Consider the following 24,583-nt stretch of genomic DNA (forward strand, 5'->3'; position numbering starts at 1 on the left):
TTATTCTGCCGGACCGGCTTTGCGGCCTGGCTGGGCATCAAAACTGATGCCGGTTTTACGGCGGCTGTCATCGCCCATAAGGTACAGATACAACGGCATGATATCTGCCGGTGTTTTAAGTTTATCTTTGTTTTCATCGGGGAACGCCGAGGCGCGCATGCTGGTGCGTGTGCCGCCGGGGTTGATACAGTTCACGCGCAAACCCGTGTGCTTGTGCTCTTCGGCCAGCACCTGCATCATGCCTTCGGTAGCGAATTTCGATACGGCATAAGCGCCCCAACCACTGCGGCCTTCGCGACCCACGCTGGATGTCGTAAAGACCAGCGAAGAACTCACGGATTTGTGCATCAGCGGCAATAACGCCTGCGTCAGCATAAAGGTTGCATTCACGTTGACCTGCATCACATTCATCCAGTCTTGCAACTGAATATCCGCCATTGGCGTGATGTCAGTCAGCAAACCGGCGTTGTGTAATACACCGTCGAGATGCGGCACCCATTGCGCAATCTGACTGGCCACCTGCTGGCAATCCTGCTGGCTGGCGGCCAGTAAATCGAGTGTATAAATGAAAGCAGGTCGCAGGTTTCTCGCAGCTATTTCCTGCTGTACGCTGGCCAGTTTGCTCTCGGTGCGGCCCAGCAAAATAACCTGCGCGCCAAAGTGGGCGTAGGTAAGGGCGGCTTCGCGACCAATGCCGTCGCCAGCGCCGGTAATGAGAATAATGCGGTTTTTGAGCAAATCAGATTTAGGATGGTAATGCACGGTCAGTCCTCTTAAAGGGGGCGCGATGTGGCGGCAAATGGCCGTCATCACATCTGGCGATCTTGATATAAAAATGCCGGAAATGGGAGAAATTGCGCTCAACCGGAGTCCGACATTTTGGCGATAATTTGGGGTATTTCGGCAGTGATCTCCGCTTATATGCCTCAAATGGGCATGAGTTTCAATGATTAACCGAAAAACGGACAGCTCTTTTGTAACAAAATTGGAACACGGGCGCACTCAGTTTTACGTACGATTGACAATGTCATATTCAAACAAGACGCCACGACGGCGATTGTCTAGAATGTTCAACATCTTTCTGACCACGGTTTTATGACCACATAGATAAGGCGGTTTTGTGGATTTACTTTCTCTTTATGGGCTCTTTTTGGCCAAAGTTGTGACCGTAGTGATCGCCATCGGCGCGCTGGTAATTCTGGTTGTCGGCCTTCGTCACCGTAAATCTCACAGCAAAGGTGAGTTACAGCTGATCGACTTAGGCGAACAGTACCGCGAAATGCAACGTGAAATGCGCAGCGCACGTATGAATCCCGCTGAGCTAAAAATTCGCAGTAAGGAATTGAAGAAAAAAGATAAAGCCGAAGCTAAACAGAAAAAATTGCAGGCGAAAACCGGTGGCTCTAAAAGCAAACCTTGCCTGTATGTGCTCGACTTTAAAGGCAGTATGGACGCCCACGAAGTGACGTCGCTGCGTGAAGAGATTTCGGCGGTGCTGGCGGTAGCGACACCGGAAGACGAAGTGCTGCTGCGCCTCGAAAGTCCGGGCGGGGTGGTACACGGTTATGGTCTTGCGGCTTCTCAGCTGGTTCGCCTGCGCCAGAGCGGGATCCGCCTGACCGTGGCCGTGGATAAAGTAGCCGCCAGCGGCGGTTATATGATGGCCTGCGTGGCAGACAGGATTGTCGCAGCACCGTTTGCCATTATTGGTTCCATCGGCGTTGTGGCGCAAATTCCTAACTTCAACCGTCTGCTTAAAAAGAACGACATCGATATTGAGCTGCACACGGCGGGCGAGTTTAAACGTACGCTGACGTTGCTGGGTGAAAACACCGATGAAGGGCGCGAGAAATTCCGTGAAGACCTGAATGAAACGCATGTGCTGTTCAAGGAATTTGTGCATCAGAATCGTCCGTCACTGGACATTAATGCAGTGGCGACTGGCGAACACTGGTTCGGTACCCAGGCACGTGAAAATGGCCTGATTGATGCCATTGGCACCAGTGATGATCTACTGATCGCAGAGATGAAAAACCATGAAGTGATTGCGGTACGTTACAGCCGCCGTAAACGCATGATGGACCGGTTTACTGGCAGCGTAGCAGAAAGCGCTGATCGTTTGTTCCTGCGCTGGTTGCAGCGTAGCCAGAAGCCGTTACTGTAACGCCTTAGTCTGGCGGGCATTAATCGTTTCTGTGAAACATTAAGAGTTAAAAGGGACTTTTGTCCCTTTTTTATTGCCCCGATTTACTGCAACAGTTTATCGGTTGCGTTTACCTTTATTACTCTTTTTTATTGCTCAGTTTTCGAGATGGTATTTTTCTGAAAAAAGATGAGCCAGATGTTTAAACATATTAAATACCGCCGTGGTTTTTCTGGTCGGTAAACCCTCTTCATCCATGAAAAACTCTCCGCGGAAAACCAGCACATTGCCGTTTTGCTCAACCTCTGTCGCGAGCATTCCGTGCATGTAATCTTCGTGCTCACGGATAACCTTATTCGCTTCGACCAGTAAAGCTTCGCGACTAATTGCCGATGTATTTTCGTGCATGATATTTACTCCCCACTATAATTGCTGACGTTATTGTAATCCCGTCACGGAGAAAACCGCAAATCCGCTGGGGGTAATCAGTCTGAACCGTTGTTTATAATTTAAGCGAAACAGTAAAAGGTTTACGCAGATTGGCGAAAAGAGCGTTTACGTGTTAATTAGTTTGCGTGACGATTTTTATCAGGTAGAGTGTGGGATTTTGTGGCTTCAGGTGGAATGTTTTGTTTACGCTTGGTCATTATTTGACATAAAAACGGGCGCATTCTGCTGAGCCCTGTCTGGTTAATCCCTCGCAGAATCAGTGTATTGAACCTCTGGAAGTCAGTTCTCGCCTTATTTGGAAGAAATAGGTTGACGTTCTGACTCACTGCCGCAATATAAAAAAAGACGTGATATTGTGCCGCGGCATAACAAGACAAAATCTTCTTCAGATGATGAAGAATCATTCAGGTAAAGGTAATTATGGGCAAAGCTCTCGTAATAGTTGAGTCCCCGGCAAAAGCCAAAACGATTAATAAATATTTAGGAAATGACTACGTGGTTAAGTCCAGCGTCGGTCATATCCGTGATTTACCGACCAGTGGATCCGCTGCTAAAAAGACCGCCGCCTCAACCGAAGAAAAAACAAAGAAAAAAGTAAAAAAGGATGAGAAAACTGCGCTGGTTAATCGTATGGGTGTCGATCCGTTTCATGGCTGGGCTGCCCAATACGAAATACTTCCCGGTAAAGAAAAAGTTGTTGCTGAGTTAAAAGCGTTAGCGGAAAAAGCTGACCACATCTATCTCGCAACCGACCTTGACCGCGAAGGAGAGGCGATTGCCTGGCATTTGCGGGAAGTGATTGGCGGTGATGACAAACGTTTCAGCCGCGTGGTATTTAACGAAATTACCAAAAACGCGATTCAGAATGCTTTCAAAGAACCGGGCGAACTGAATATTGACCGTGTTAACGCTCAGCAGGCGCGTCGTTTTATGGACCGTGTGGTGGGTTACATGGTATCCCCGCTGTTGTGGAAGAAAATTGCCCGTGGTTTATCCGCTGGTCGCGTTCAGTCCGTGGCAGTACGTCTGGTGGTGGAACGCGAGAAAGAAATCAAAGCGTTTGTGCCGGAAGAATACTGGGAATTGCATGCAGATTTGCTGGCGAAGAAAGAAACCGCCCTGCAAATGGAAGTGACGCATCATCTGGAAAAACCATTTAAACCGGTGAATAAAGAACAGACTCACGCAGCCGTTTCGCTGCTTGAGAAAGCGCGCTATACCGTTGTTGATCGTGAAGATAAACCGACCAGCAGCAAACCGGGGGCGCCATTCATTACTTCTACGTTGCAACAGGCGGCCAGTACGCGTCTGAGCTTCGGCGTGAAGAAAACCATGATGATGGCCCAGCGTCTGTACGAAGCCGGTCACATTACCTATATGCGTACTGACTCCACCAACCTGAGCCAGGATGCGGTGGAAATGGTGCGTGGCTATATTGGCACGAATTTCGGTGATAAATACCTGCCGAAAGCACCGTTGCAATACAGCAATAAAGAGAACTCACAGGAAGCGCACGAAGCGATTCGTCCTTCTGATGTGGCGGTCGTTTCTGAACAGCTGAAAGATATGGAAGCAGATGCACAGCGTCTGTATCAGCTGATATGGCGCCAGTTTGTGGCATGTCAGATGACACCAGCCCAGTACGATTCCACCACGCTGACGGTTAAAGCCGGTGATTATTCCCTGCGTGCTAAAGGCCGTACCCTGCGTTTTGATGGCTGGACCAAGGTGATGCCTGCGCTGCGTAAAGGCGACGAAGACCGAACTTTACCGGCGATTGAAGTGGGCACAGATCTCGAACTGCAACAACTGCTGCCGACTCAGCACTTCACCAAGCCGCCTGCGCGTTTTAGCGAAGCGTCACTGGTCAAAGAGCTGGAAAAACGTGGCATTGGCCGTCCGTCTACCTATGCGTCGATCATTTCGACCATTCAGGACCGCGGTTATGTTCACGTTGAAAACCGTCGTTTCTATGCCGAAAAAATGGGCGAAATCGTCACCGATCGTCTGGAAGAAAACTTCCGCGAACTGATGAACTACGATTTCACCGCACGTATGGAAGACGGGCTGGATCAGGTCGCCAACAACAAGGCGGAATGGAAAGCGGTTCTCGACGAATTCTTCAGTGAATTCAGCAAGCAATTAGAAACAGCCGAGAAAGATCCTGAAGAAGGCGGTATGCGCCCGAATCAGATGGTACTGACCAGCATCGAATGCCCGACCTGTGGACGTCCGATGGGGATCCGTACCGCCAGCACCGGCGTGTTCCTGGGTTGTTCCGGTTATGCGTTGCCGCCGAAAGAGCGCTGCAAAACCACCATCAACCTGATTGCTGATGCTGAAGTTCTGAACGTGCTGGAAGGCGACGAAGCCGAAGCAAACGCACTGCGTGCAAAACGCCGCTGCGGGAAATGCGGCACGGCGATGGACAGCTACCTCATCGATAATCAGCGTAAATTACATGTCTGCGGTAATAACCCGGAATGTGATGGCTATGAAATCGAGCAGGGCGAGTTCCGCATCAAGGGCTACGACGGTCCGATTGTTGAGTGCGAGAAATGTGGTTCTGAAATGCACCTGAAAATGGGGCGTTTCGGTAAGTACATGGGCTGTACCAACGACGAGTGCAAAAACACCCGTAAGATTTTACGTAACGGTGACGTTGCGCCGCCGAAAGAAGATCCGGTTCCGTTGCCAGAATTGCCGTGTGAGAAATCAGACGCCTATTTCGTTCTTCGCGATGGTGCAGCGGGTGTCTTCCTGGCGGCCAATACTTTCCCTAAATCGCGCGAAACCCGTGCGCCGCTGGTGGAAGAACTGAAACGCTTTAAAGATCGTCTGCCGGAAAAACTGAGCTATCTGGCCGATGCGCCAGTCGCTGACCCGGAAGGCAATAAATCGATGGTGCGTTTTAGCCGTAAAACCAAGCAGCAGTATGTTTCCTCCGAGAAAGACGGCAAAGCCACTGGCTGGACCGCGTTCTTTGTCGACGGGAAATGGGTTGAAGGCAAAAAGTAATTATCGCCGTCATACTTTAAGCTGTTAAGCAGTTGTAAAAAACCAGTCCTCCGGGCTGGTTTTTTTATTGCATTAAGATCTATCATCGCTGAGTTCTGCGTGTTTTTATTATCAGGATGAGACTGACGACGATTGTCGTTATGTTATCCGGCTATACATGACGTTAATAATTGATATAATTGTTATATAAAATTTATTCTTATGCATTTAAGTAATAAGTTAATGCGTCTGGGGCATAAAACGATGCGTTCACAGACTTCCGGTATTCGATAAAAATCATTTCCTGACTGTTCAGCCAACGCATGAACAGGGATGGCGACAGGGTTTGAAACCAGGGTGGTATGAGATATGAAATTGCAGCAACTGCGCTACATCGTAGAGGTTGTTAATCACAATCTGAACGTCAGTTCGACGGCAGAAGGCCTGTACACGTCGCAGCCGGGTATCAGCAAACAAGTTCGTATGCTGGAAGATGAACTGGGGATCCAGATTTTTTCGCGCAGTGGCAAACATCTCACGCAGGTGACTCCCGCCGGGCAGGAAATTATCCGTATCGCCCGCGAAGTCTTGTCTAAAGTCGATGCTATCAAAGCCGTGGCCGGCGAGCATACCTATCCTGACAAAGGCTCCCTGTATGTGGCGACGACGCACACGCAGGCGCGTTATGCCTTACCGAATGTGATTAAAGGCTTTATCGAACGCTACCCGCGCGTTTCACTGCATATGCATCAGGGTTCACCAACTCAGATTGCTGAAGCTGTTTCCAAGGGGAATGCCGATTTTGCCATCGCGACTGAAGCCCTGCATCTTTACGATGACCTGGTGATGCTGCCTTGCTATCACTGGAACCGTGCCGTCGTGGTTCAGCCAGATCATCCGCTGGCAGGCAAAGAGAAAGTCACCATTGAAGAACTGGCCGCTTACCCGATCGTCACTTATACCTTTGGTTTTACCGGCCGCTCAGAACTTGATACCGCGTTCAACCGCGCAGGTCTGACGCCGCGTATTGTCTTTACCGCCACCGATGCCGACGTGATTAAAACCTATGTGCGTCTGGGCCTGGGGGTAGGGGTTATCGCCAGTATGGCGGTCGATCCGGTTCAGGATCCGGATCTGGTTACCGTGGATGCGCGTGATATCTTCACCTACAGCACCACTAAAATCGGTTTCCGCCGCAGCACTTTCCTGCGCAGTTACATGTACGATTTTATCCAGCGCTTTGCGCCGCATCTCACGCGTGATGTGGTGGATACCGCCATTTCACTGCGCTCCAACGAAGACATCGAAGAGATGTTTAAAGACATCAAATTACCGGTGAAATAAACCGCAACATTTTCTTTGCTGACCGCCAGTCCCGCCGCCTCTGATGATGCTGCGGGATTTTTTTTGCCTGTTGAACACTTTGAGCTGTTATCGGAATGTTAACAATTATTTGTGTTATCTTTAACTATGCACTTATAAGCCAGCGGGTTATTCCTTAAGGCCACGCTGAGCGCTAAAGGAGAAGCTATGTCGTCTATTCGCAAGAACAGTCTGGATAAGCTGGCGGTCCAGAACAAGGAGTTCCACTACTACAGCCTGCCACTCGCAGCCAAAACGCTGGGTGATATCCAGCGCCTGCCCAAATCCCTCAAAGTATTATTTGAAAATCTGCTGCGCCATGTCGATGGCGACACCGTCACGGAAAGTGATTTGCAGGAACTGGTCAGCTGGCAGAAAACCGGCCATGCGGACCGGGAAATTGCTTACCGGCCTGCGCGTGTTCTGATGCAGGATTTCACCGGCGTACCGGCGGTGGTCGATCTGGCGGCGATGCGTCAGGCGGTCAAGCGGCTTGGCGGCAATGTCGAACAGGTAAACCCGTTATCGCCCGTTGATCTGGTTATCGACCACTCCGTCACGGTTGATGAGTTCGGTGATGATCAGGCTTTTGATGAAAACGTCCGCCTCGAAATGGAGCGTAACAACGAGCGCTATCAGTTCCTGCGCTGGGGACAAAAAGCCTTCAACCGTTTTCGCGTGGTCCCGCCCGGCACCGGTATCTGTCACCAGGTTAACCTCGAGTATCTCGGGCAAACCGTCTGGTATGAAGAACAGGACGGCAAAACGGTCGCCTATCCCGACACTCTGGTCGGCACCGATTCCCACACCACCATGATTAACGGCCTGGGCATTTTAGGCTGGGGCTGCGGCGGTATCGAAGCCGAAGCGGCGATGCTAGGACAGCCTGTTTCCATGCTGATCCCGGATGTCGTCGGGTTTAAACTGACCGGCAAATTACGCGAAGGCATCACCGCAACAGACCTGGTGTTAACGGTCACGCAGATGCTGCGCAAACACGGCGTGGTCGGTAAATTCGTCGAGTTTTACGGTGACGGGCTGGCTGACTTACCGCTGGCCGACCGCGCGACCATTGCCAATATGTCGCCGGAATTCGGTGCCACCTGCGGATTCTTCCCGGTCGATGACGTGACGCTGAGTTACATGAAACTCAGTGGCCGCAGCGACGATCAAATCGAACTGGTGAAAGCCTATTCTCAGGCGCAGGGCTTATGGCGTAATGCCTGTGATGAGCCGGTCTTTACCAGCACGCTGGCGCTGGATATGGGCGACGTTGAGCCAAGTCTGGCCGGGCCGAAACGCCCGCAGGATCGCGTGGCGCTGCCTAATGTTCCTAAAGCTTTTAAAGCAGCGACGGAACTGGAGCTGGGTAACAGTAAAGCGGGTCGCAGCGATAAAGAAACCTTCACGCTGGACGGTCAGCATTATGCCCTGACCACCGGCGCGGTGGTGATTGCTGCCATCACTTCCTGTACTAACACTTCTAACCCGAGCGTGCTGATGGCGGCCGGTTTGCTGGCAAAAAATGCTGCAGAAAAAGGTCTCACCAGTAAACCCTGGGTGAAAACTTCGCTGGCGCCAGGTTCTAAAGTGGTGACCGATTATCTTAATGCCGCCGGTCTGATGCCCTATCTGGAAGAACTCGGTTTTAATCTGGTGGGTTACGGCTGTACGACCTGTATCGGTAACTCCGGGCCGCTGCCGGAACCGATTGAATCAGCCATCAAAGCCGGTGATCTCACCGTCGGTGCGGTGCTTTCCGGTAACCGTAATTTCGAGGGACGTATTCATCCGCTGATTAAAACTAACTGGCTTGCCTCACCGCCGCTGGTGGTGGCTTACGCGCTGGCGGGGAATATGAATGTCGATCTGACGACTGATCCGCTGGGAGAGGACAAAGAGGGCAAGCCGGTGTATCTGAAAGATATCTGGCCTTCCGCCAACGATATTGCCAATGCGGTCGGGCAGGTGACGACGGACATGTTCCACAAAGAATATGCCGAAGTCTTCAACGGTGATGCCAGCTGGCAGGCGATTCAGGTAGACGGTACGCCGACCTATACCTGGCAGGAGGATTCCACTTACATCCGCCATCCGCCGTTCTTCAGTGATATGAAAGCCGAACCGGATGCACTGGAAGATATCAAGGACGCTCGTATTCTGGCGATCCTGGCGGACACTGTGACCACCGACCACATCTCACCTGCCGGTAATATCAAAGCTGAAAGTCCTGCGGGGCTGTATCTGACGCAGCATGGTGTTGAGCCGAAAGCGTTTAACTCTTACGGTTCACGTCGTGGTAACCATGAAGTGATGATGCGCGGGACGTTCGCCAATATCCGTATCAAAAATGAAATGGTACCGGGCGTGGAGGGCGGTTATACCCGCCATATTCCGTCTCAGGATCAGCTGGCGATATATGATGCCGCGATGCGCTATCAGCATGAAAGTGTGCCGACGGCGGTCATTGCCGGTAAAGAGTACGGATCAGGTTCAAGCCGTGACTGGGCGGCGAAAGGGCCGCGTCTTCTGGGCGTGCGCGTGGTTATCGCCGAATCCTTCGAACGTATTCACCGCTCGAATCTTATCGGTATGGGGATATTACCCCTCGAATTCCCGCTGGGTGTCACCCGAAAAACGCTGAAACTGACCGGTGACGAACAGATTAGCGTCAGCGGATTACAAACGCTGACGCCGGGGCAGGACGTCGCAGTGCATATCGTTTACGCTGACGGGCATAAAGAAACCGTCAATGCCCGCTGCCGTATCGATACCGGTAACGAGCTGACGTACTTCCAGAACGGCGGCATTCTGCATTACGTGATCCGCAAGATGCTGTAAACCCTGTTCTTCTGCTAATAAAAAAGGGCACCTTCTTAAGGTGCCCTTAATATTTACATCGGACTATAGAACTCTTACTTCTCGAGCAGGTGACCCATTTTGGCCGCTTTGGTCGACAGGTAGCGTTCGTTTTCCGGGTTGCGTCCTACGATCAGCGGAACGCGTTCGGTGATGTTTATTCCGGCTTCTGTCAGGATTTCGACTTTCTTCGGATTATTGGTCAGCAGGCGAACCGAATCGACGCCGAGCAGTTTGAACATGTCCGCACACAGCGTGAAATCACGTTCGTCAGCGGCAAACCCGAGCTGGTGGTTGGCTTCAACGGTATCATAGCCTTTGTCCTGCAGCGCGTAAGCACGGATTTTATTGAGCAAGCCGATGTTACGGCCTTCCTGACGGTGATACATCAGGATACCGCGGCCTTCCTCTGCAATGTGATTCAGTGCCGCTTCGAGCTGGAAACCGCAGTCACAGCGCAGGCTGAACAAAGCATCACCGGTCAGACATTCAGAGTGAACTCGCGCAAGAACGGGTGTTTCACCGCTGATGTCACCAAAAACTAACGCCAGGTGGTCGTGCCCGGTGGCCAATTCTTCAAAACCCACCATCAGGAAATCGCCCCAAGGTGTTGGCAGATTGGCTTCTGCCACCCGTTTCAGCTGCATTTTACGCTCCAAAAAAACCACAAATAGTCTTGATTCACAGTGAGTATTGTACTTATTGATGCGCATCCTACGTTCAGATGCGGCCTGTGGATAGGGAATCGGTGCCTTTCCATCATGACAGGGCACCATTTTGCCATAGTTTGCTGTTCATTTTAGCGGGAATATTTGAACGATTAGTTCATAAGATATGAATTATAACTGCATCCTCAACAATCGAAGCGTTGAGAATGTGATGAAGAGACAACGTTGGTACACTCCAACTCTTTTTTACGAATGACGGAAGGGATGACTATGTTTGATATCGCCAAACGCACCGCACTCGGGGCTGTAATTTTAATGCTGATGCCCGCAGCGGTATGGATAAGCGGCTGGCTTTGGGTGCCGGGAGAAAATCCTTCCGTTTTGCGCCCGCTGTACTGGGTGACCGAAACGGTGAGCGAACCGTGGGGTATTCTCACGACTGTCATTCTTTGTGGCTGGTTCCTGTGGTGTTTGCGTTTTCGCCTTAAACCCGCCATCGGGCTGGGCGTGATCATCGTCGCCGCTCTGCTGGTCGGGCAATACGCGAAAGATTTCATCAAAGGCGAAGTGCGGGAGCCGCGGCCTTATGTGGCGTGGCTGGGTACCGATCACCAGATGAACGTCGGCGAGTTTTATGCGCAGAAAAGTAAATTACGCGGCAAGCAGGTGAAAGAAATCCTCGGTGATGACGTACAAATCCCGCACTGGCTGAACAAAAGCTGGCAGAACGATACCGGTTATGCGTTTCCCTCCGGGCATACCATGTTCGCCGCGACCTGGGCTTTGTTAGCCATCGGCCTGTTATGGCGCCGTAAGCACTTCAAAACGGTCACCGTGCTGATGGTGTGGGCGGTGGTAGTGATGGGTAGCCGCCTGATGCTGGGAATGCACTGGCCGCGTGACCTGCTGGCTTCCGTTGGGATCAGCTGGATACTGGTGACGCTGGCCTGCTGGCTGACCGAACGTTATGTCGGACCGCTGACACCGCCGCCCGCTGAAAAGCAGGAAATCAGAGAGCGGGACTAGCCGGTGAGTGTTCGGAAAATCCGTTAAGTGTTTGTCATTAAAAGGAGCCGCTCACCGCGCCCCTTTAATTTTTCGCTATTCATCCCCATATACTTCTTATTGGCCCGATTGCAGTGATGCACGCAATTTCTGAAACCACCTTCAAAATTGGTCGAAGTTGATACAGACTGCATGTTAAGCCACTGCAATATTTCCCAGCTTTGTTTGGAAATGCTAACTTATTAGGTCGGGACGAGAGTTTTTGGCATAATTCAACCGGTACATCCGGCATTACAGGAATGAATGTGAAATATCTGCTGATTTTTTTATTTTTGCTGGTCATCGTTGTGATTTCTATCACTCTGGGTGCTCATAACGATCAGACTGTGACCTTCAACTATTTGCTGGCGCAGGGTGACTATCGTGTTTCCACACTGCTTGCCGTGTTGTTTGCCACCGGTTTTATTCTCGGCTGGGTCATTTGCGGGCTGTTCTACCTCCGCGTCCGTATGTCACTGGGACGTGCACAACGTAAAATTAAACGTCTTGAACAACAAATTGAGCCTGTGGCCGTCGTTACGCCACCAGCAGCATCTTATGATGTCAGCAAGGAATAATCTTCTATGTTAGAACTGCTGTTTCTGTTGTTGCCCGTTGCTGCCGCCTATGGCTGGTACATGGGGCGCAGAAGTTCTCAGCAGGATAAACAGGAAAATGCTAACCGCCTGTCGCGTGAATACGTAGCGGGGGTTAACTTCCTGCTTTCCAATCAGCAGGACAAAGCGGTCGACCTGTTCCTCGAAATGTTGAAAGAGGACAGCAGCACAGTCGAAGCGCACCTGACTCTGGGTAACCTGTTCCGCTCCCGTGGCGAAGTGGATCGTGCAATCCGTATCCACCAGTCGCTGATGGAAAGCGCCTCACTGACCTTCGAACAACGCCTGCTTGCCGTCCAGCAACTGGGTCGTGACTACATGGCCGCTGGTTTTTATGACCGCGCCGAAGACATGTTCAATCAGCTGGTCAAAGAGCAGGATTTCCAGCTGTTCGCACTCGAGCAACTGTTGATCATCCATCAGGCCACCAGCGACTGGCAAAATGCCATTGATGTGGCTGAACGTCTGGTCAAACTGGGCAAAGAAAACCGCCGTAAAGAAATTGCGCATTTCTGGTGTGAACTGGCTTTGCAGGCGATGGTTGCCGATGATTTTGACAAAGCCACGGGGCTGCTGAAAAAAGCGGCGGCTGCGGATAAACTTTGCGCCCGTGTTTCCATCATGCAGGGGCGGATTTTTCTGGCGCAGGGTGAATACCGCAAAGCGACGGAAGCCTTGCAACGCGTTCTTGAGCAGGATAAAGAACTGGTCAGCGAAGCGCTGCCAATGCTCCAGGAATGCTATCAAAACCTGAAAGATACCCTTAGCTGGGCGGAGTTCCTCAAACGTTGTGTGGATGAAAATACCGGTGCAGCCGCTGAGCTGATGCTGGCAGAAATCATTCATGATGAGGAAGGGCGCGAGACGGCGCAGAACTACATTAACCGCCAGCTTCAGCGGCATCCGACTATGCGCGTGTTCCATCATCTGATGGATTACCATCTGGCGGATGCGGAAGAGGGCCGTGCGAAGGAAAGTCTGGTCTTATTGCGCGACATGGTAGGCGAGCAAATTCGCACCAAACCGCGTTACCGTTGCCACAAATGCGGCTTTACCGCGCATTCATTGTACTGGCACTGCCCGTCATGCCGCGGTTGGGCAACGATCAAGCCTATACGAGGGCTGGACGGACAGTGATCATTTGACTCTCTGTCCCTCCGGCTGTCTCGTTCTGATTGTCCGTGTTACTTCTTTTTACTGCTCGTCTTGCGGATACTCAGCAAACTCCGCAGTTTCTTAATTTCTTTGGCGGTCAGGGCGGGCTCGCTTTCTTCCGCCAGATGCTGATTATCAATCTCGTGTTCGGTCGCTTTGGCGGCCTTTTTGCCTTTTGGCGCGGAGGGATTAAAACTCTGTTCCAGGCGTGCTGCCACTTCTGCACTTAATGAATGTTCCGCTTCTGCGGCGGCGTTCTTGATCAGTTCTTTTAATTCAACCGGAATTTTCACGGTCAGGGTGGTTATCTCACTCATTTTTCAGCCTTTCCTTAGAGTAAAAGTAACAAGCTATGCCAGCCATGTTGCATCGTCTAGTGATTCACAAAAATTTAATAAATCTGTCACATTATGTGTAGCTGTGAATTCAGCGTCTTGCCATGTAAAATGCGGGCGGCAAAAAAACTATTTCTCCTTCCTGATTTGAATTCACACAAGAGGCTGACGATATGAAGTCTGAAAATAACATTAACAACAACGACTTAAATACATCACCTATTGTTGTTGCACTGGACTATGCCGACAAATCTTCCGCGCTGGCGTTTGCCGATAAGATTGATCCCCGCGATTGTCGCCTGAAAGTGGGCAAAGAAATGTTCACGCATTTTGGTCCGCAGATGGTCAAAGACTTGCAAAGCCGTGGTTTTGACGTTTTTCTGGATTTGAAATTCCATGACATTCCAAATACCACTGCGCGTGCCGTAGCTGCGGCGGCGGATCTGGGCGTGTGGATGGTCAACGTACACGCCAGCGGCGGTGCGCGCATGATGACCGCAGCCAAAGAAGCGCTGGCACCATTGGGTAAAGATGCACCGCTACTGATTGCGGTGACCGTGCTGACCAGCATGGAAAGCAGTGATCTGGCAGATTTAGGTATTACCCTTTCGCCTGCCGATTATGCCGAACGTCTGGCGCGCCTGACCCGCGACTGTGGCCTTGATGGCGTGGTGTGTTCCGCTCAGGAAGCGACGCGCTTTAAATCTGCGCTGGGCCAGGCATTCCAGCTGGTGACGCCAGGCATTCGTCCTGCGGGCAGCAAAGCTGACGACCAGCGTCGTGTGATGACACCGCAGGAAGCGCTGGTCGCCGGTGTCGATTACATGGTGATTGGCCGTCCGATTACGCAGTCAGCCGATCCGGCGCAGACCCTGCGTGATATCCGCGCCTCACTGCGTTAAGAGGGAGAACGTATGAGCAATGACAACAACAGCCGTCTGGTCTATTCAACCGACAGCGGAAGGATTGATGAGCCGAAAGCCGTCGTCGCGCGCCCGAAGGGGGACGGAATTGTGCGTATTCAGCGCCAGACCAGCGGCCGTAAAGGCAAAGGTGTGTGTCTGATCAGCGGCGTTGACCTTGATGATGCAGCACTGGAAAAACTCGCGGCAGAACTGAAGAAGAAGTGCGGTTGCGGCGGTGCGGTTAAAGAGGGCGTGATTGAGATCCAGGGCGATAAACGCGACCTGCTGAAACAGTTGCTCGAAGCTAAAGGGATGAAAGTGAAACTGGCGGGCGGCTGAAACGGATAAACTATAAGATGCTGCATCCTTAACGGTGCAGCATCTTGCGTTACTTTAGAGATATCACACGCCGGAAGCGTTGTTTGTCATCAAAAAAGATGACAAGAAAGGTGACCTGAAAAACTGCCAAATCCTATTTTTAGCTTTATTCGTTGCTTAACGCTTACGTTTTTGATGCCAGTGAAATAGAACTTATTCTCCGGCAGTTTTATTTACTGACCTGGTGCCCGACAATACCCCCTACCGCCGCGCCACCGAGTGTCCCTAACGTACTGCCGTCAGTCAGAACTGCACCGCCCAGCGCACCGGCACCCGCACCGATTGCGGTGTTACGGTCACGTTTAGACCAGTTACCACAAGCACTGACAGACATCGCCAGAGTAAGAACCAGTGCAATACTGGCAACACGTTTATTTACGAGCATCATAATATTTCTCCTTTCGAGACGCAGTTGTGCATCCGTTAATTAAAAATAGTGAAATTGATATCCATTCACTAGGTGAATAATCTTAAATCACCATGAACCCGTCTTCTCACCACACAAAAAACTAAAACAGCGAACAGGCATGACTCAATTTCCGGCGCAAACAGCCACTTTTACGTTTGTAGCAGAACTGTACGCACTCTTTAGCGATTTGCCCCATACCTGCTCACCCGCGCCGACCAGACAATAAAGCATTGCAATAAGAGGGAACCATGATGCTTAAACAACTGAAAGAGCAGGTATTAGAGGCCAATCTGGCACTGCCGCGCCACAATCTGGTGACCTTTACCTGGGGAAATGTCAGCGCCGTTGACCGCGCAGAAGGGCTGATAGTGATTAAACCGTCGGGAGTAGAATACGACCACATGGGCGTGGACGACATGGTGGTGGTGGAACTGGAAACTGGCAAAATCGTCGAGGGCAGTAAAAAGCCGTCTTCGGATACCGATACCCATCGGGTACTGTACCTCAATTTCCTGCAGGCGGGCGGTATTGTTCACACGCATTCGCGCCACGCAACCATCTGGTCGCAGGCCGGTTTGGACATTCCGGCCTGGGGCACCACTCATGCGGATTATTTCTATGGCAATATTCCCTGCACGCGCCGGATGACGGAAGAAGAAATCGCCGGGCGTTACGAATGGGAAACCGGCGAAGTGATAGTTAAAACCTTTGCGGAAAGAAACCTGTCACCAGCCGATATTCCGGCAGTGCTGGTGCATTCACACGGGCCGTTTACCTGGGGAACCGATGCAGACAACGCCGTGCATAACGCCGTCGTGCTGGAAGAAATCGCGTATATGGGGATTTTCTCACGCCAGTTAACGCCGCAGCTGCCGGACATGCAGCCGCAACTGTTAGATAAGCACTACCTGAGAAAACACGGTAAGAACGCTTACTACGGTCAATGATCCTGGTTATGCCAAAGGTCAGCCCACCAGGCTGACCTGAACACCCGCCGCAGAAAGTTGCTGCTGGTATTCTTCGGCAAGTTTGTCGTCAGTAATGACGCGGCTGAACGCGCTGACAGGGCCGAGCGGATTGAGATTAATTTGCCCGAATTTAGAAGAGTCTGTCAGGACGATATTTTCCGCACCTTTTTCGACTACTGCATTCACTACATCGGCACGCAGCATGTCGCGACCGGTAAAACCTGTCGCCTGCGTGAACCCATCAATGCCCATAAATGCCTTGCTGAAATTCATCTGCTGCAGGCACATTCTGGTCAGCGGACCGACCACGGTCTGACTGGTTTTCTGATACATCCCGCCCAGCAGAACCACTTCACACGGCATACTTTTCAATAATGACGCCACGTAACTGCTGACGGTAATCACGGTCAGATTCTTTTTGTCGGCAAGATATTGAGCCAGCAGGGCAATACTGCTGCCGCTTTCGAAAAATACGGTTTCTCCGTCCTGAATCAGTGATGCGGCAAATTTCGCCAGCTTCTGCTTTTGCGCAAAATTCGACATCATGCGGGTGTCGACGTCATCGGTCTGGATTGCGACGGCAAAACCGTGGGCACGGCGCAAATAATGGCGCTGTTCCAGCCGGGTCAGATCATGGCGGATCGTGACTTCTGAAACCTGACAAATCTGTGACAGCTCAGTGACGCTGATGCGCTGTTTGTCGTTTACCCATTGCAGAATAATTTGTTGTCTGTCGTTCATAATTGCCCAAAAGTCAGGGCGGCCGGAACCGCCCAAAAAAAGAAATATCACTTGAGAACGTTAGAGAGTGTGTTCAGTACGGGCGATAATATCATCCTGAGCCTCCGGCGATAAGGCCGTAAAGAACGCGGAATAACCGGCCACGCGTACCACCAGATCACGATAGTTTTGCGGTTCCTCACGGGCTTTCAGCAATGTCTCTCGGGAAACAATATTGTACTGAACATGCCAGCCGTGATGCTCCTCGAAGAACGTCCGCAGCATCAGCATTAGCGTCTGGCGGTCATTTTCGTTCTCAAGCGACGCCGGATTCAGCTTCTGGTTCAGTAATACGCCGCCGAGGATCGCTTCGGTCGGCAGTTTACCCAGCGAGTTAAATACCGCGGTCGGGCCAAGATGATCGGTACCCGATGCCGGACTTGCGCCTTCAGCCAGTGGTGTAAAGGCTTTGCGACCATCCGGCGTCGCCGTGGTAGCGGCACCGAAAGGCACGTTAGCAGAAATCGACGACGTACCGGCATAATACGTGCCGCCCACCGGACCGCGCCCGAAACGTGTATTGTGATAATTCGACAGTTCATCGATATAACACTGATACGCGCGCACCAGCAGATTATCTACGCCGTCGTGATCGTTGCCGTATTTCTCTGCGCCGTTTAACAGGCGCTGGCGCAGACGTTCGCCGTCCAGCCCTGCATAATCCGACACCAGCGCTTTGGCCAGTTCCTGCTGACCGATCGTCCCTTGATCAAAGACCAGCTTCTTCACCGCTGCCAGGCTGTTACCCAGATTGGCGATCCCGACCTGCAAACCGGAAACCCAGTCATATTTCGCGCCGCCTTGTTTAATGGTTTTACCGCGTTCAATGCAGTCATCGACCAGTGCGGAACATAAAATATCCCGCGCGTTTTCTTCCAGAACCGTATCAACCACGCATTCGATCTCGATAGATTTACGGGTGTAATAACGGATTTGTTCATCCCACTGTGCAAAAACCTGTTCGAAGTTGTCAAAATTACCCTGCGATAACCCGCGCTCCTGCGCCAGGAAACGCGTCTGGCTTTTCGCGTCCTTACCCTGTTCCAGTGCAGCCAGCATGACACGGGCAAAGTTGATGAAGCTCATGCCGGTGCAGCGGTATCCCCATTTGCCACCGACCGCCGTTTCGATACAACCAATAGCCGCATAGTCATAAGCATCCTGCTTTTCGACACCCAGCCTGATGAATTCAGGAATGACGATTTCATCGTTGTTGAACGCGGGCATCCCAAAGCCGCAGCGGATCACCTGCACGCAGGCGTGGAGGAAATCATTACTCATCCCGGCGTGATAACGCACGCTGAGATTCGGCTGGGTGGAGCGCAGCTGCCCGCAAGATTCCAGCACAGCGTAAGACAGAGGATTGACCGCATCTGAAGCCACGCCATTGCGCAATGTCTGACCACCGATGGTGACGTTCTGATACAGCGGGCTTCCGGCAGACGCTTTAGAATGAGTGCCGGAGCGGATTTTGTTCACTTCCAGCAGTTTCAGCCAGCAGCTTTGCAGTAACTCAATCGCCTGACCGCGCTCCAGTGTTTGCTCCAGTTCCACATCGCGACGGTAGAATGGATACAGATACTGATCCATACGCCCTAACGAAACGGAGTGGCCGTTAGATTCAATCTGCAAAATCAGCTGAATGAAATAGCATAACTGCAACGCCTGCCAGAAATTCTCCGGTGGCCGGTGAGAAATCAATTCGCAGTTTGCGGCCATCGTCAGCAGTTCCTCCCGGCGGTTTTCACGGGTTTCAGAAACGGCCATTTCACGCGCCAGTTCTGCAAATCGCAGGACATGATTGCTGACGGCATTCAGCGTAATATCAATGGCTTTAAGCAACTGTTCCTTGTGCAGGTCTTCCCAGTCAGTCAGCTGAATGCGGCTGCGGCGTTCATCCACTTTATGGCGCTAACCGTCAAGACCGAGTTCAAGCAGCAGCGGGAAATTCACCGCCAGATGCGCGTCACCGGAAGTCATATTCCCTTCGGCCTTCACAATCCCGCTTTCGAGCAGCGCTTTCTGTTCGTCGGTAAACATCCCATAGCAGCGATCCTGAACCGTCTGACCGCGCCACCACGGGCAGATTTCATGCAGGATTTTTTTATTAACTTCGCTGACGGCAAAACCCGCGCCCGGTCTGTCTGCCAGCGCATCAATTTCACTTTCAATCCAGCCGACGGTGTATTCCGGGAAAATCGGCGCGGCACGCACTTCACTGGCCTGATTACCGACGATCAGCTCATCATGTTTGATCCAGATAGTGCGTTTGCTGAGATGTTCTGCCAGCGCCAGTGCGCGACGCACCGCCAGCGGTTTATCAGCATGGTGCTGATAAATCTGCGTGTAATGCTGCGCGCGTTCAGTACAAACCGGCGGTTTCACGATATGGATCAGGGCTTCTTTGTGTGCGCGGATCCGGGCGGTAAGGGTATTCAGATTCAGCTGGGTCATTATTCTTATCCTCTTAACTGTGAACATAGCCCTTTTTGTGCGGCGTATTCTTCAGCAAACGTCAGCAGGTCAGGGTCATTTAACGGCTGGCGCGCAGCCAGATAAGGTTGCCCGAGCAGGGCGTATTTATTGATGCCAAGCGTGTGATAAGGCAAAAAGTGAATCGCTTCGCAGCCGGTTTCTTCCGCCGCGAAATCCACAATCTGGCGGACAGAAGTACGATCAGCGTTGAAATCGGGGATTAACGGAACACGCACGATAAGCTTTTGTCCGGCAGCAGAAAGACGGCGGAAATTATCCATAACGCGTGTTACCGAGCCGCCGGTCAGGCGTTTAAAGGGTTCAGCGGCGACATGTTTTAAATCTGCCAGCACGAGATCGAGTGCGCAGAGAGAGGGTTCAATGTACTTCCACGGCACATGCAGACAGCTTTCCACCGCCGTGTGCAAACCTTCCTGTTTGCATCGTTGCAGTAACGTCCGTGCCGTTTGCGGCTGCATAAAAGGCTCGCCACCGGAAAGCGTCACGCCGCCGCCGGTCCGCTGATAAAAAGGCTTATCGCGCAGAATTTGCTGCATCAGGGCGCCGATATCTACTTCATCACCGCACACGCTCAGTGCGCCGGAAGGGCAGGTTTGTTCAATCTGGCATAAATCCGATGCTGTAAAATTTTGCTGCCGGACGCTGATCCTGCCGTTCTCCACCGTGACCGCATGCGGGAAAACCTGTGTGCAATAGTCACAGCCTGCGCTGCACAAACGGGTATCGAACAAAATATCCGGGCTGGCAGAGCGACTTTCCGGGTTCTGGCACCAGGTACATCCCAGTGAACAACCTTTGAGAAACACCACCGTGCGGATGCCGGGACCGTCATGCGTGGAATAACGCTGCACATTGAAAATCATCTCGACACTCCTTTGTGTCTTTTCTTCTTTCGTAATTTACATGCTTTCATTCGAAAGTGATTTTGATGATGATCAACAAACCTTCTGCTTGCAGGCGTACACTCTCTGAACTTTGCATTTGCTCACAGGTTTTAAGGAGGGGGTTATGGAGTTGTATCTCGATACTGCTGATGTGGCTGCGGTTAAACGTCTTTCACGCATATTGCCGCTGCAGGGGGTGACGACCAATCCCAGCATAGTGGCGAAAGAGGGCAAACTTCTTTGGGAAGTGTTGCCTGCATTGCGCGATGCGCTTGGGGGCAATGGCAAATTATTCGCACAGGTGATGGCATCTGATGCCGAACAGATGGTGGCTGAAGCCCTGTTAATGACGCAGCGCGTATCGGGTTTAGTGGTCAAGATCCCCGTCACACGTGAAGGTCTGGCCGCGATCAAGAAACTGAAAGGCATGAATATCCCGACGCTTGGCACCGCTGTTTACGGAGCCGGTCAGGGGTTGTTGTCGGCGCTGGCCGGGGCTGAATATGTCGCACCCTACGTCAACCGCCTGGATGCGCAGGGCGGTGATGGTATCGCGATGGTGAAAGAGTTGCAGGCCCTGCTGAATCTTCATGCGCCGCATTCAAAAGTGCTGGCCGCCAGTTTCAGAACGCCGCGTCAGGCAATGGATTGTCTGCTGGCCGGTTGCCAGTCAATCACTCTACCGGTGGATGTCGCCGAGCAACTGCTCGATACCCCGGCGGTGCAGGCGGCTGTTGAAAAATTCGATGCCGACTGGCGTCAGGCTTTCGGAACCACTTCAATCAGCTGAACTCATTCCTGCAATACCCAACCTGCACAGGCGACTGCTGCGGGTTTTTTGTTTTTTCACGGGTGCCGTCCGGATAATAAAAATCCTAAAATGTGATTGCGCTCAGAAATTAAATATTGACGTAATAAATTAATAAAACTACCGATCTAAAAAATAGAAACATCGTTTCATTTTATGAAGTGAATCACTTTTATACCCCTGATAAATGGATAACGTAGCGGCATTCAGTGGCCCGTTACTTTAAATCAGGTGAAAAACATGCACATTAAACGAGCGATAGAAAAAATCCCTGGCGGAATGATGTTAGTGCCTCTTTTCCTTGGTGCGCTGTGCCATACCTTCGCGCCTGATTCGGGCAAGTATTTTGGTTCTTTCACCAACGGACTGATGACCGGTACCGTACCGATTCTTGCCGTGTGGTTCTTCTGTATGGGCGCGTCGATCAAACTGAGTGCGACCGGCACCGTGTTACGTAAATCCGGCACGCTGGTGGTCACAAAAATCGCGGTTGCCTGGATTGTTGCGGCGGTGGCTTCGCGCTTCATGCCTGAAAATGGTGTGGAATTTGGCTTTTTTGCCGGGCTTTCGGTGCTGGCGCTGGTCGCTTCAATGGACATGACCAACGGCGGTTTGTATGCGTCAGTGATGCAGCAGTACGGCACCAAAGAAGAGGCGGGGGCATTTGTGCTGATGTCTCTGGAATCCGGACCGCTGATGACGATGGTTATCCTCGGTACAGCGGGTATTGCGTCCTTTGAGCCGCATGTTTTCGTCGGCGCAGTATTACCCTTCCTGATCGGTTTCGGCTTAGGTAATCTGGATCCTGAACTGCGCGAGTTCTTCAGCAAAGCGGTACAAATGCTGATCCCGTTCTTCGCCTTCGCGCTCGGTAACACCATCAACCTGACCGTGATTGCACAAACCGGTCTGTTAGGTGTGCTGCTGGGTGTGGCCGTTATTGTCATCACCGGTATCCCGCTTATCCTCGCCGACAAATTCATCGGCGGCGGCGATGGTACAGCCGGGATTGCCGCCTCCAGCTCCGCCGGTGCCGCCGTAGCAACGCCAGTTCTGATTGCAGAAATGGTCCCGCAGTTTAAACCTATCGCCCCGGCCGCCACGGCGCTGGTCGCCACCTCGGTTATCGTCACCTCCATACTGGTGCCGATCCTGACCGCGATGTGGTCAAGAAGAGTGAAAAACAAAGCGGTGAAGGGCAAAGTGGCGATGGACCCTCCGATGGCGAGTGTCAAATAACTGGGCGTAATAGCCTCTAAGTTATGGACTGAGATAGTTTCGGTTTTTTAGCAAGGCTTATCATAAGGCTTTTCGCGCCGAAACTGACCAAGAGGGGCCATGACGGTCCCCTCTTGGATATCCCATGTCTCTTCACTGCGCGCTATCGCAGGCACAACGGACATGTTCTGGTGTAGTAGTAGGTGGCGCAAATCCAGGTGCTTCGCACTGCCTTCTCTCGGTCTTCGAGCCAATGGTCTCGAAGCCGCTCCGTTCAGCTGAATTTTGAGCACGCCAATAATCTCTTTTAAATGATAAAAGATAATCTGCCGGAGATTCTTAAGAGGCGCGGCGATAGGCGCCTCTTAAGGCCAGTTTGGGTGGCAGCCCAAGGTGTTGACCTTAAAGCGAGTGTGGGCGGCGAGCCCACGACCTTGACCTCAGGCAGCCAGTTAGGGTGGCTAACCCTCACAATCCTGGCGCTTTCCACATCGACGTCGTCAGTTGCCTGTCCACCAGTCCCAGCTGATCCGCATACACTTCCTGCCAGTTAGCTTTTTGCACCAGATATTTCGTATGATTGGCCACATCCGGCTGATATTCCCGCTCCCAGCGCACCAGCGCTTCACCGGTATCGGCAAGTGACGAATACACGCCCGCCGCTACACCCGCGGCAATTGCACAACCGAGCGCGGTGGCTTCTTTTACTACCGGCACATTCACCGGAACGCCGGTTACATCACTTAAAATCTGACACCACAATTTACCCTTCGAACCGCCACCGGAGAACACCAGCGATTTGGCTCGTACACTCGAAAATGCGGCGATCATATCCAGATTACAGGCCGAAACGATGGCGGCGTTTTCCTCCAGCGCGCGGAAAAGCACTGGTTTGTTGCACTTTTCCGGATCGATAGAAAGATTAATAAAAGACGGCGCGGCGTGATACCAGTTCTTGAAATGCATCGCATCAGAAAATACCGGCGTGACGCCCCAGGCGCCGACCGGAACCCGTGCCGCCATGTCTTCCAGCAAACTGTAGGCATCCACGCCGAGGCGATGCGCCATGGTTTTTTCTTCGGTACAAAACGCATCGCGGAACCAGCGCATGGTCAGGCCGGTGAAGAAACTGATTGATTCGGCCTGCGCCATTCCGGGAATGACGTGCGGATTGACGCGGATATTCATCTCAGGATCGGTGATCGCCTGCGGCAGATTGACGATTTGCTGCCAGAACGTTCCGCCGAGAACTGCCGTCTGACCCGGACGCACCAGCCCGAGGCCGAGCGTACCGAGTTGCGCATCGCCGCCGCCCATACCGACCGGTGTCCCGGCTTTCAGCCCGCATGCGTCAGCCGCAGCGGCAGTCACATACCCGAGTCGTGTACCGGTTTCCGCCACCGGTGAAAGCATATCTGCGCGCAAACCCGCCATATCCAGCAGCTCAGGGCGCCAGTTGCGGGTGGCTAAATCCAGCATGCCGGTAGTGCCTGCATTTGAAGGATCCACCGCCAGCTCGCCGCTGAGCATATACGCCAGCCAGTCGCTGATCATGGTGACCGTGGCCGCCTGACGGTAAATGTCCGGGCGATGATGTGCCAGCCACAGCAGACGTGGCATGGCGCTGAGCGCCAGCGTCTGGCCGGAACATTCGTACACTTCGCGTTCAAATTCGAAATCGTGGATTTCTTTTAATTCTGAGACTTCACGGCTGGCGCGGGCATCCACGTTCGCGCACGCCCAGATAGGTTCACCGGCTTTGTTGTAGAGCACGATGCCTTCGCGCATGGAACAGGCGGCAACGGCACGGATAGCGGAAGCAGGGAGATGCGCCTCATGCAGTGCCTGACGGATACACTGACAGGCCAGCTGCCAGTTTTTTTGCAGATCAAACTCCATCGAACCGGGGACATCCGGCACCGCCAGATGGATCCACTCAGCTTGTCCGGCGGCAATCTGCTCACCTTCAAGATTGAAAATTACCGCCCGGACGCTGCCGGTACCGGCATCCAGCGCCATTAAATAGCTACGATCGTCGTCAGAGTTCAGGGTAGAGGTCATCGCTACGTTCTCTCGTGCCAGTTTATCGGGCACCGTTTACCTGACC

20 protein-coding genes and 1 pseudogene are annotated in these 24,583 nt (G+C 52.2%); 12 read left to right on the forward strand and 9 right to left on the reverse strand.

What is annotated here, in order from left to right:
• The gene (locus J1784_RS20245; RefSeq protein WP_217150667.1) at positions 1–762 is read right to left on the reverse strand and encodes a YciK family oxidoreductase; all 762 of its coding nucleotides are present in this window, start codon (positions 760–762) and stop codon (positions 1–3) included.
• 358 nt (positions 763–1,120) lie between these two features.
• On the opposite strand from J1784_RS20245, the gene sohB reads away from it, so the two are divergent.
• The gene (sohB, locus tag J1784_RS20250) at positions 1,121–2,164 is read left to right on the forward strand and encodes a protease SohB (RefSeq protein WP_217150668.1); all 1,044 of its coding nucleotides are present in this window, start codon (positions 1,121–1,123) and stop codon (positions 2,162–2,164) included.
• A gap of 135 nt (positions 2,165–2,299) precedes the next feature.
• On the opposite strand, the gene J1784_RS20255 is transcribed toward sohB, so the two are convergent.
• Positions 2,300–2,551, reverse strand: a complete 252-nt coding sequence (locus J1784_RS20255) for a YciN family protein (RefSeq protein WP_217150669.1) — start codon at positions 2,549–2,551, stop codon at positions 2,300–2,302.
• A gap of 462 nt (positions 2,552–3,013) precedes the next feature.
• On the opposite strand from J1784_RS20255, the gene topA reads away from it, so the two are divergent.
• The 3 genes from topA to acnA all read left to right on the forward strand — a co-directional run bounded on the left by topA (position 3,014) and on the right by acnA (position 9,793).
• Entirely contained in the window at positions 3,014–5,611 is a 2,598-nt protein-coding gene (gene topA / locus J1784_RS20260; protein ID WP_217150670.1) for a type I DNA topoisomerase, read from the forward strand.
• A 348-nt stretch (positions 5,612–5,959) separates the two neighbouring features.
• Positions 5,960–6,934: an HTH-type transcriptional regulator CysB gene (gene cysB, locus J1784_RS20265; RefSeq protein ID WP_120130943.1), complete on the forward strand. Its 975-nt coding sequence runs from the start codon at positions 5,960–5,962 to the stop codon at positions 6,932–6,934.
• Between the two features lie 186 nt (positions 6,935–7,120).
• On the forward strand, positions 7,121–9,793 hold the full coding sequence (acnA, locus tag J1784_RS20270; protein WP_217150671.1) for an aconitate hydratase AcnA: 2,673 nt from the start codon (positions 7,121–7,123) through the stop codon (positions 9,791–9,793).
• Between the two features lie 74 nt (positions 9,794–9,867).
• Here the strand turns inward: acnA and ribA are convergent, their stop codons facing one another.
• On the reverse strand, positions 9,868–10,458 hold the full coding sequence (gene ribA / locus J1784_RS20275) for a GTP cyclohydrolase II (RefSeq protein WP_217150672.1): 591 nt from the start codon (positions 10,456–10,458) through the stop codon (positions 9,868–9,870).
• Between the two features lie 291 nt (positions 10,459–10,749).
• Between ribA and pgpB the strand changes: the two genes are divergently transcribed.
• From pgpB to lapB, 3 genes are all read left to right on the forward strand, one after another.
• Positions 10,750–11,505, forward strand: a complete 756-nt coding sequence (gene pgpB, locus J1784_RS20280) for a phosphatidylglycerophosphatase B (RefSeq protein WP_217150673.1) — start codon at positions 10,750–10,752, stop codon at positions 11,503–11,505.
• A gap of 284 nt (positions 11,506–11,789) precedes the next feature.
• Positions 11,790–12,101, forward strand: a complete 312-nt coding sequence (locus J1784_RS20285; RefSeq protein ID WP_217150674.1) for a LapA family protein — start codon at positions 11,790–11,792, stop codon at positions 12,099–12,101.
• Between the two features lie 6 nt (positions 12,102–12,107).
• Complete coding sequence (gene lapB, locus J1784_RS20290; protein ID WP_217150675.1) at positions 12,108–13,277, forward strand: lipopolysaccharide assembly protein LapB; 1,170 nt, start codon at positions 12,108–12,110, stop codon at positions 13,275–13,277.
• Positions 13,278–13,324: 47 nt separating this feature from the next.
• On the opposite strand, the gene J1784_RS20295 is transcribed toward lapB, so the two are convergent.
• Positions 13,325–13,612 (reverse strand): Arc family DNA-binding protein, encoded by a 288-nt coding sequence (locus J1784_RS20295; protein WP_217150676.1) that lies wholly within the window; start codon positions 13,610–13,612, stop codon positions 13,325–13,327.
• Positions 13,613–13,803: 191 nt separating this feature from the next.
• Between J1784_RS20295 and pyrF the strand changes: the two genes are divergently transcribed.
• Both pyrF and yciH read left to right on the forward strand, forming a co-directional pair.
• Complete coding sequence (pyrF, locus tag J1784_RS20300; protein WP_217150677.1) at positions 13,804–14,532, forward strand: orotidine-5'-phosphate decarboxylase; 729 nt, start codon at positions 13,804–13,806, stop codon at positions 14,530–14,532.
• Positions 14,533–14,544: 12 nt separating this feature from the next.
• Positions 14,545–14,874: a stress response translation initiation inhibitor YciH gene (gene yciH / locus J1784_RS20305; RefSeq protein WP_217150678.1), complete on the forward strand. Its 330-nt coding sequence runs from the start codon at positions 14,545–14,547 to the stop codon at positions 14,872–14,874.
• A 208-nt stretch (positions 14,875–15,082) separates the two neighbouring features.
• Here the strand turns inward: yciH and osmB are convergent, their stop codons facing one another.
• Positions 15,083–15,301 carry an osmotically-inducible lipoprotein OsmB gene (osmB, locus tag J1784_RS20310; RefSeq protein ID WP_015697121.1) on the reverse strand — a complete coding sequence of 73 codons (219 nt, stop codon included), beginning with the start codon at positions 15,299–15,301 and terminating at the stop codon, positions 15,083–15,085.
• A 272-nt stretch (positions 15,302–15,573) separates the two neighbouring features.
• Here osmB and araD point away from each other — a divergent pair, with 272 nt between their 5' ends.
• Entirely contained in the window at positions 15,574–16,269 is a 696-nt protein-coding gene (araD, locus tag J1784_RS20315; RefSeq protein ID WP_217150765.1) for an L-ribulose-5-phosphate 4-epimerase, read from the forward strand.
• Positions 16,270–16,287: 18 nt separating this feature from the next.
• Here the strand turns inward: araD and J1784_RS20320 are convergent, their stop codons facing one another.
• The 3 genes and pseudogenes from J1784_RS20320 to J1784_RS20330 all read right to left on the reverse strand — a co-directional run bounded on the left by J1784_RS20320 (position 16,288) and on the right by J1784_RS20330 (position 20,429).
• Positions 16,288–17,031, reverse strand: coding sequence for a DeoR/GlpR family DNA-binding transcription regulator (locus tag J1784_RS20320; RefSeq protein WP_217150679.1), 744 nt, complete (start codon positions 17,029–17,031; stop codon positions 16,288–16,290).
• A gap of 60 nt (positions 17,032–17,091) precedes the next feature.
• A pseudogene (locus J1784_RS20325) lies at positions 17,092–19,524 on the reverse strand (formate C-acetyltransferase/glycerol dehydratase family glycyl radical enzyme).
• Positions 19,525–19,529: 5 nt separating this feature from the next.
• Complete coding sequence (locus tag J1784_RS20330) at positions 19,530–20,429, reverse strand: glycyl-radical enzyme activating protein (RefSeq protein WP_217150680.1); 900 nt, start codon at positions 20,427–20,429, stop codon at positions 19,530–19,532.
• Positions 20,430–20,574: 145 nt separating this feature from the next.
• On the opposite strand from J1784_RS20330, the gene fsa reads away from it, so the two are divergent.
• Positions 20,575–21,240 carry a fructose-6-phosphate aldolase gene (gene fsa, locus J1784_RS20335; RefSeq protein WP_217150681.1) on the forward strand — a complete coding sequence of 222 codons (666 nt, stop codon included), beginning with the start codon at positions 20,575–20,577 and terminating at the stop codon, positions 21,238–21,240.
• Between the two features lie 258 nt (positions 21,241–21,498).
• On the forward strand, positions 21,499–22,497 hold the full coding sequence (gene kdgT / locus J1784_RS20340) for a 2-keto-3-deoxygluconate transporter (protein WP_217150682.1): 999 nt from the start codon (positions 21,499–21,501) through the stop codon (positions 22,495–22,497).
• Positions 22,498–22,944: 447 nt separating this feature from the next.
• On the opposite strand, the gene lsrK is transcribed toward kdgT, so the two are convergent.
• Positions 22,945–24,537 carry an autoinducer-2 kinase gene (gene lsrK, locus J1784_RS20345; RefSeq protein ID WP_217150766.1) on the reverse strand — a complete coding sequence of 531 codons (1,593 nt, stop codon included), beginning with the start codon at positions 24,535–24,537 and terminating at the stop codon, positions 22,945–22,947.
• Between the last annotated feature and the right edge of the window lie 46 nt (positions 24,538–24,583).

Source organism: Rahnella ecdela (genome assembly GCF_019049625.1).
GTDB lineage: Bacteria > Pseudomonadota > Gammaproteobacteria > Enterobacterales > Enterobacteriaceae > Rahnella > Rahnella ecdela.

What these genes read in the sequence shown, in the direction of transcription:
- J1784_RS20255 (WP_217150669.1), bottom strand. Translation starts at nt 2,551, where the DNA reads ATGCACGAAAATACATCGGCAATTAGTCGCGAAGCTTTACTGGTCGAA.
- topA (WP_217150670.1), top strand. Translation starts at nt 3,014, where the DNA reads ATGGGCAAAGCTCTCGTAATAGTTGAGTCCCCGGCAAAAGCCAAAACG.
- cysB (WP_120130943.1), top strand. Translation starts at nt 5,960, where the DNA reads ATGAAATTGCAGCAACTGCGCTACATCGTAGAGGTTGTTAATCACAAT.
- acnA (WP_217150671.1), top strand. Translation starts at nt 7,121, where the DNA reads ATGTCGTCTATTCGCAAGAACAGTCTGGATAAGCTGGCGGTCCAGAAC.
- ribA (WP_217150672.1), bottom strand. Translation starts at nt 10,458, where the DNA reads ATGCAGCTGAAACGGGTGGCAGAAGCCAATCTGCCAACACCTTGGGGC.
- pgpB (WP_217150673.1), top strand. Translation starts at nt 10,750, where the DNA reads ATGTTTGATATCGCCAAACGCACCGCACTCGGGGCTGTAATTTTAATG.
- lapB (WP_217150675.1), top strand. Translation starts at nt 12,108, where the DNA reads ATGTTAGAACTGCTGTTTCTGTTGTTGCCCGTTGCTGCCGCCTATGGC.
- J1784_RS20295 (WP_217150676.1), bottom strand. Translation starts at nt 13,612, where the DNA reads ATGAGTGAGATAACCACCCTGACCGTGAAAATTCCGGTTGAATTAAAA.
- pyrF (WP_217150677.1), top strand. Translation starts at nt 13,804, where the DNA reads ATGAAGTCTGAAAATAACATTAACAACAACGACTTAAATACATCACCT.
- yciH (WP_217150678.1), top strand. Translation starts at nt 14,545, where the DNA reads ATGAGCAATGACAACAACAGCCGTCTGGTCTATTCAACCGACAGCGGA.
- osmB (WP_015697121.1), bottom strand. Translation starts at nt 15,301, where the DNA reads ATGATGCTCGTAAATAAACGTGTTGCCAGTATTGCACTGGTTCTTACT.
- araD (WP_217150765.1), top strand. Translation starts at nt 15,574, where the DNA reads ATGCTTAAACAACTGAAAGAGCAGGTATTAGAGGCCAATCTGGCACTG.
- J1784_RS20320 (WP_217150679.1), bottom strand. Translation starts at nt 17,031, where the DNA reads ATGAACGACAGACAACAAATTATTCTGCAATGGGTAAACGACAAACAG.
- J1784_RS20330 (WP_217150680.1), bottom strand. Translation starts at nt 20,429, where the DNA reads ATGATTTTCAATGTGCAGCGTTATTCCACGCATGACGGTCCCGGCATC.
- fsa (WP_217150681.1), top strand. Translation starts at nt 20,575, where the DNA reads ATGGAGTTGTATCTCGATACTGCTGATGTGGCTGCGGTTAAACGTCTT.
- kdgT (WP_217150682.1), top strand. Translation starts at nt 21,499, where the DNA reads ATGCACATTAAACGAGCGATAGAAAAAATCCCTGGCGGAATGATGTTA.
- lsrK (WP_217150766.1), bottom strand. Translation starts at nt 24,537, where the DNA reads ATGACCTCTACCCTGAACTCTGACGACGATCGTAGCTATTTAATGGCG.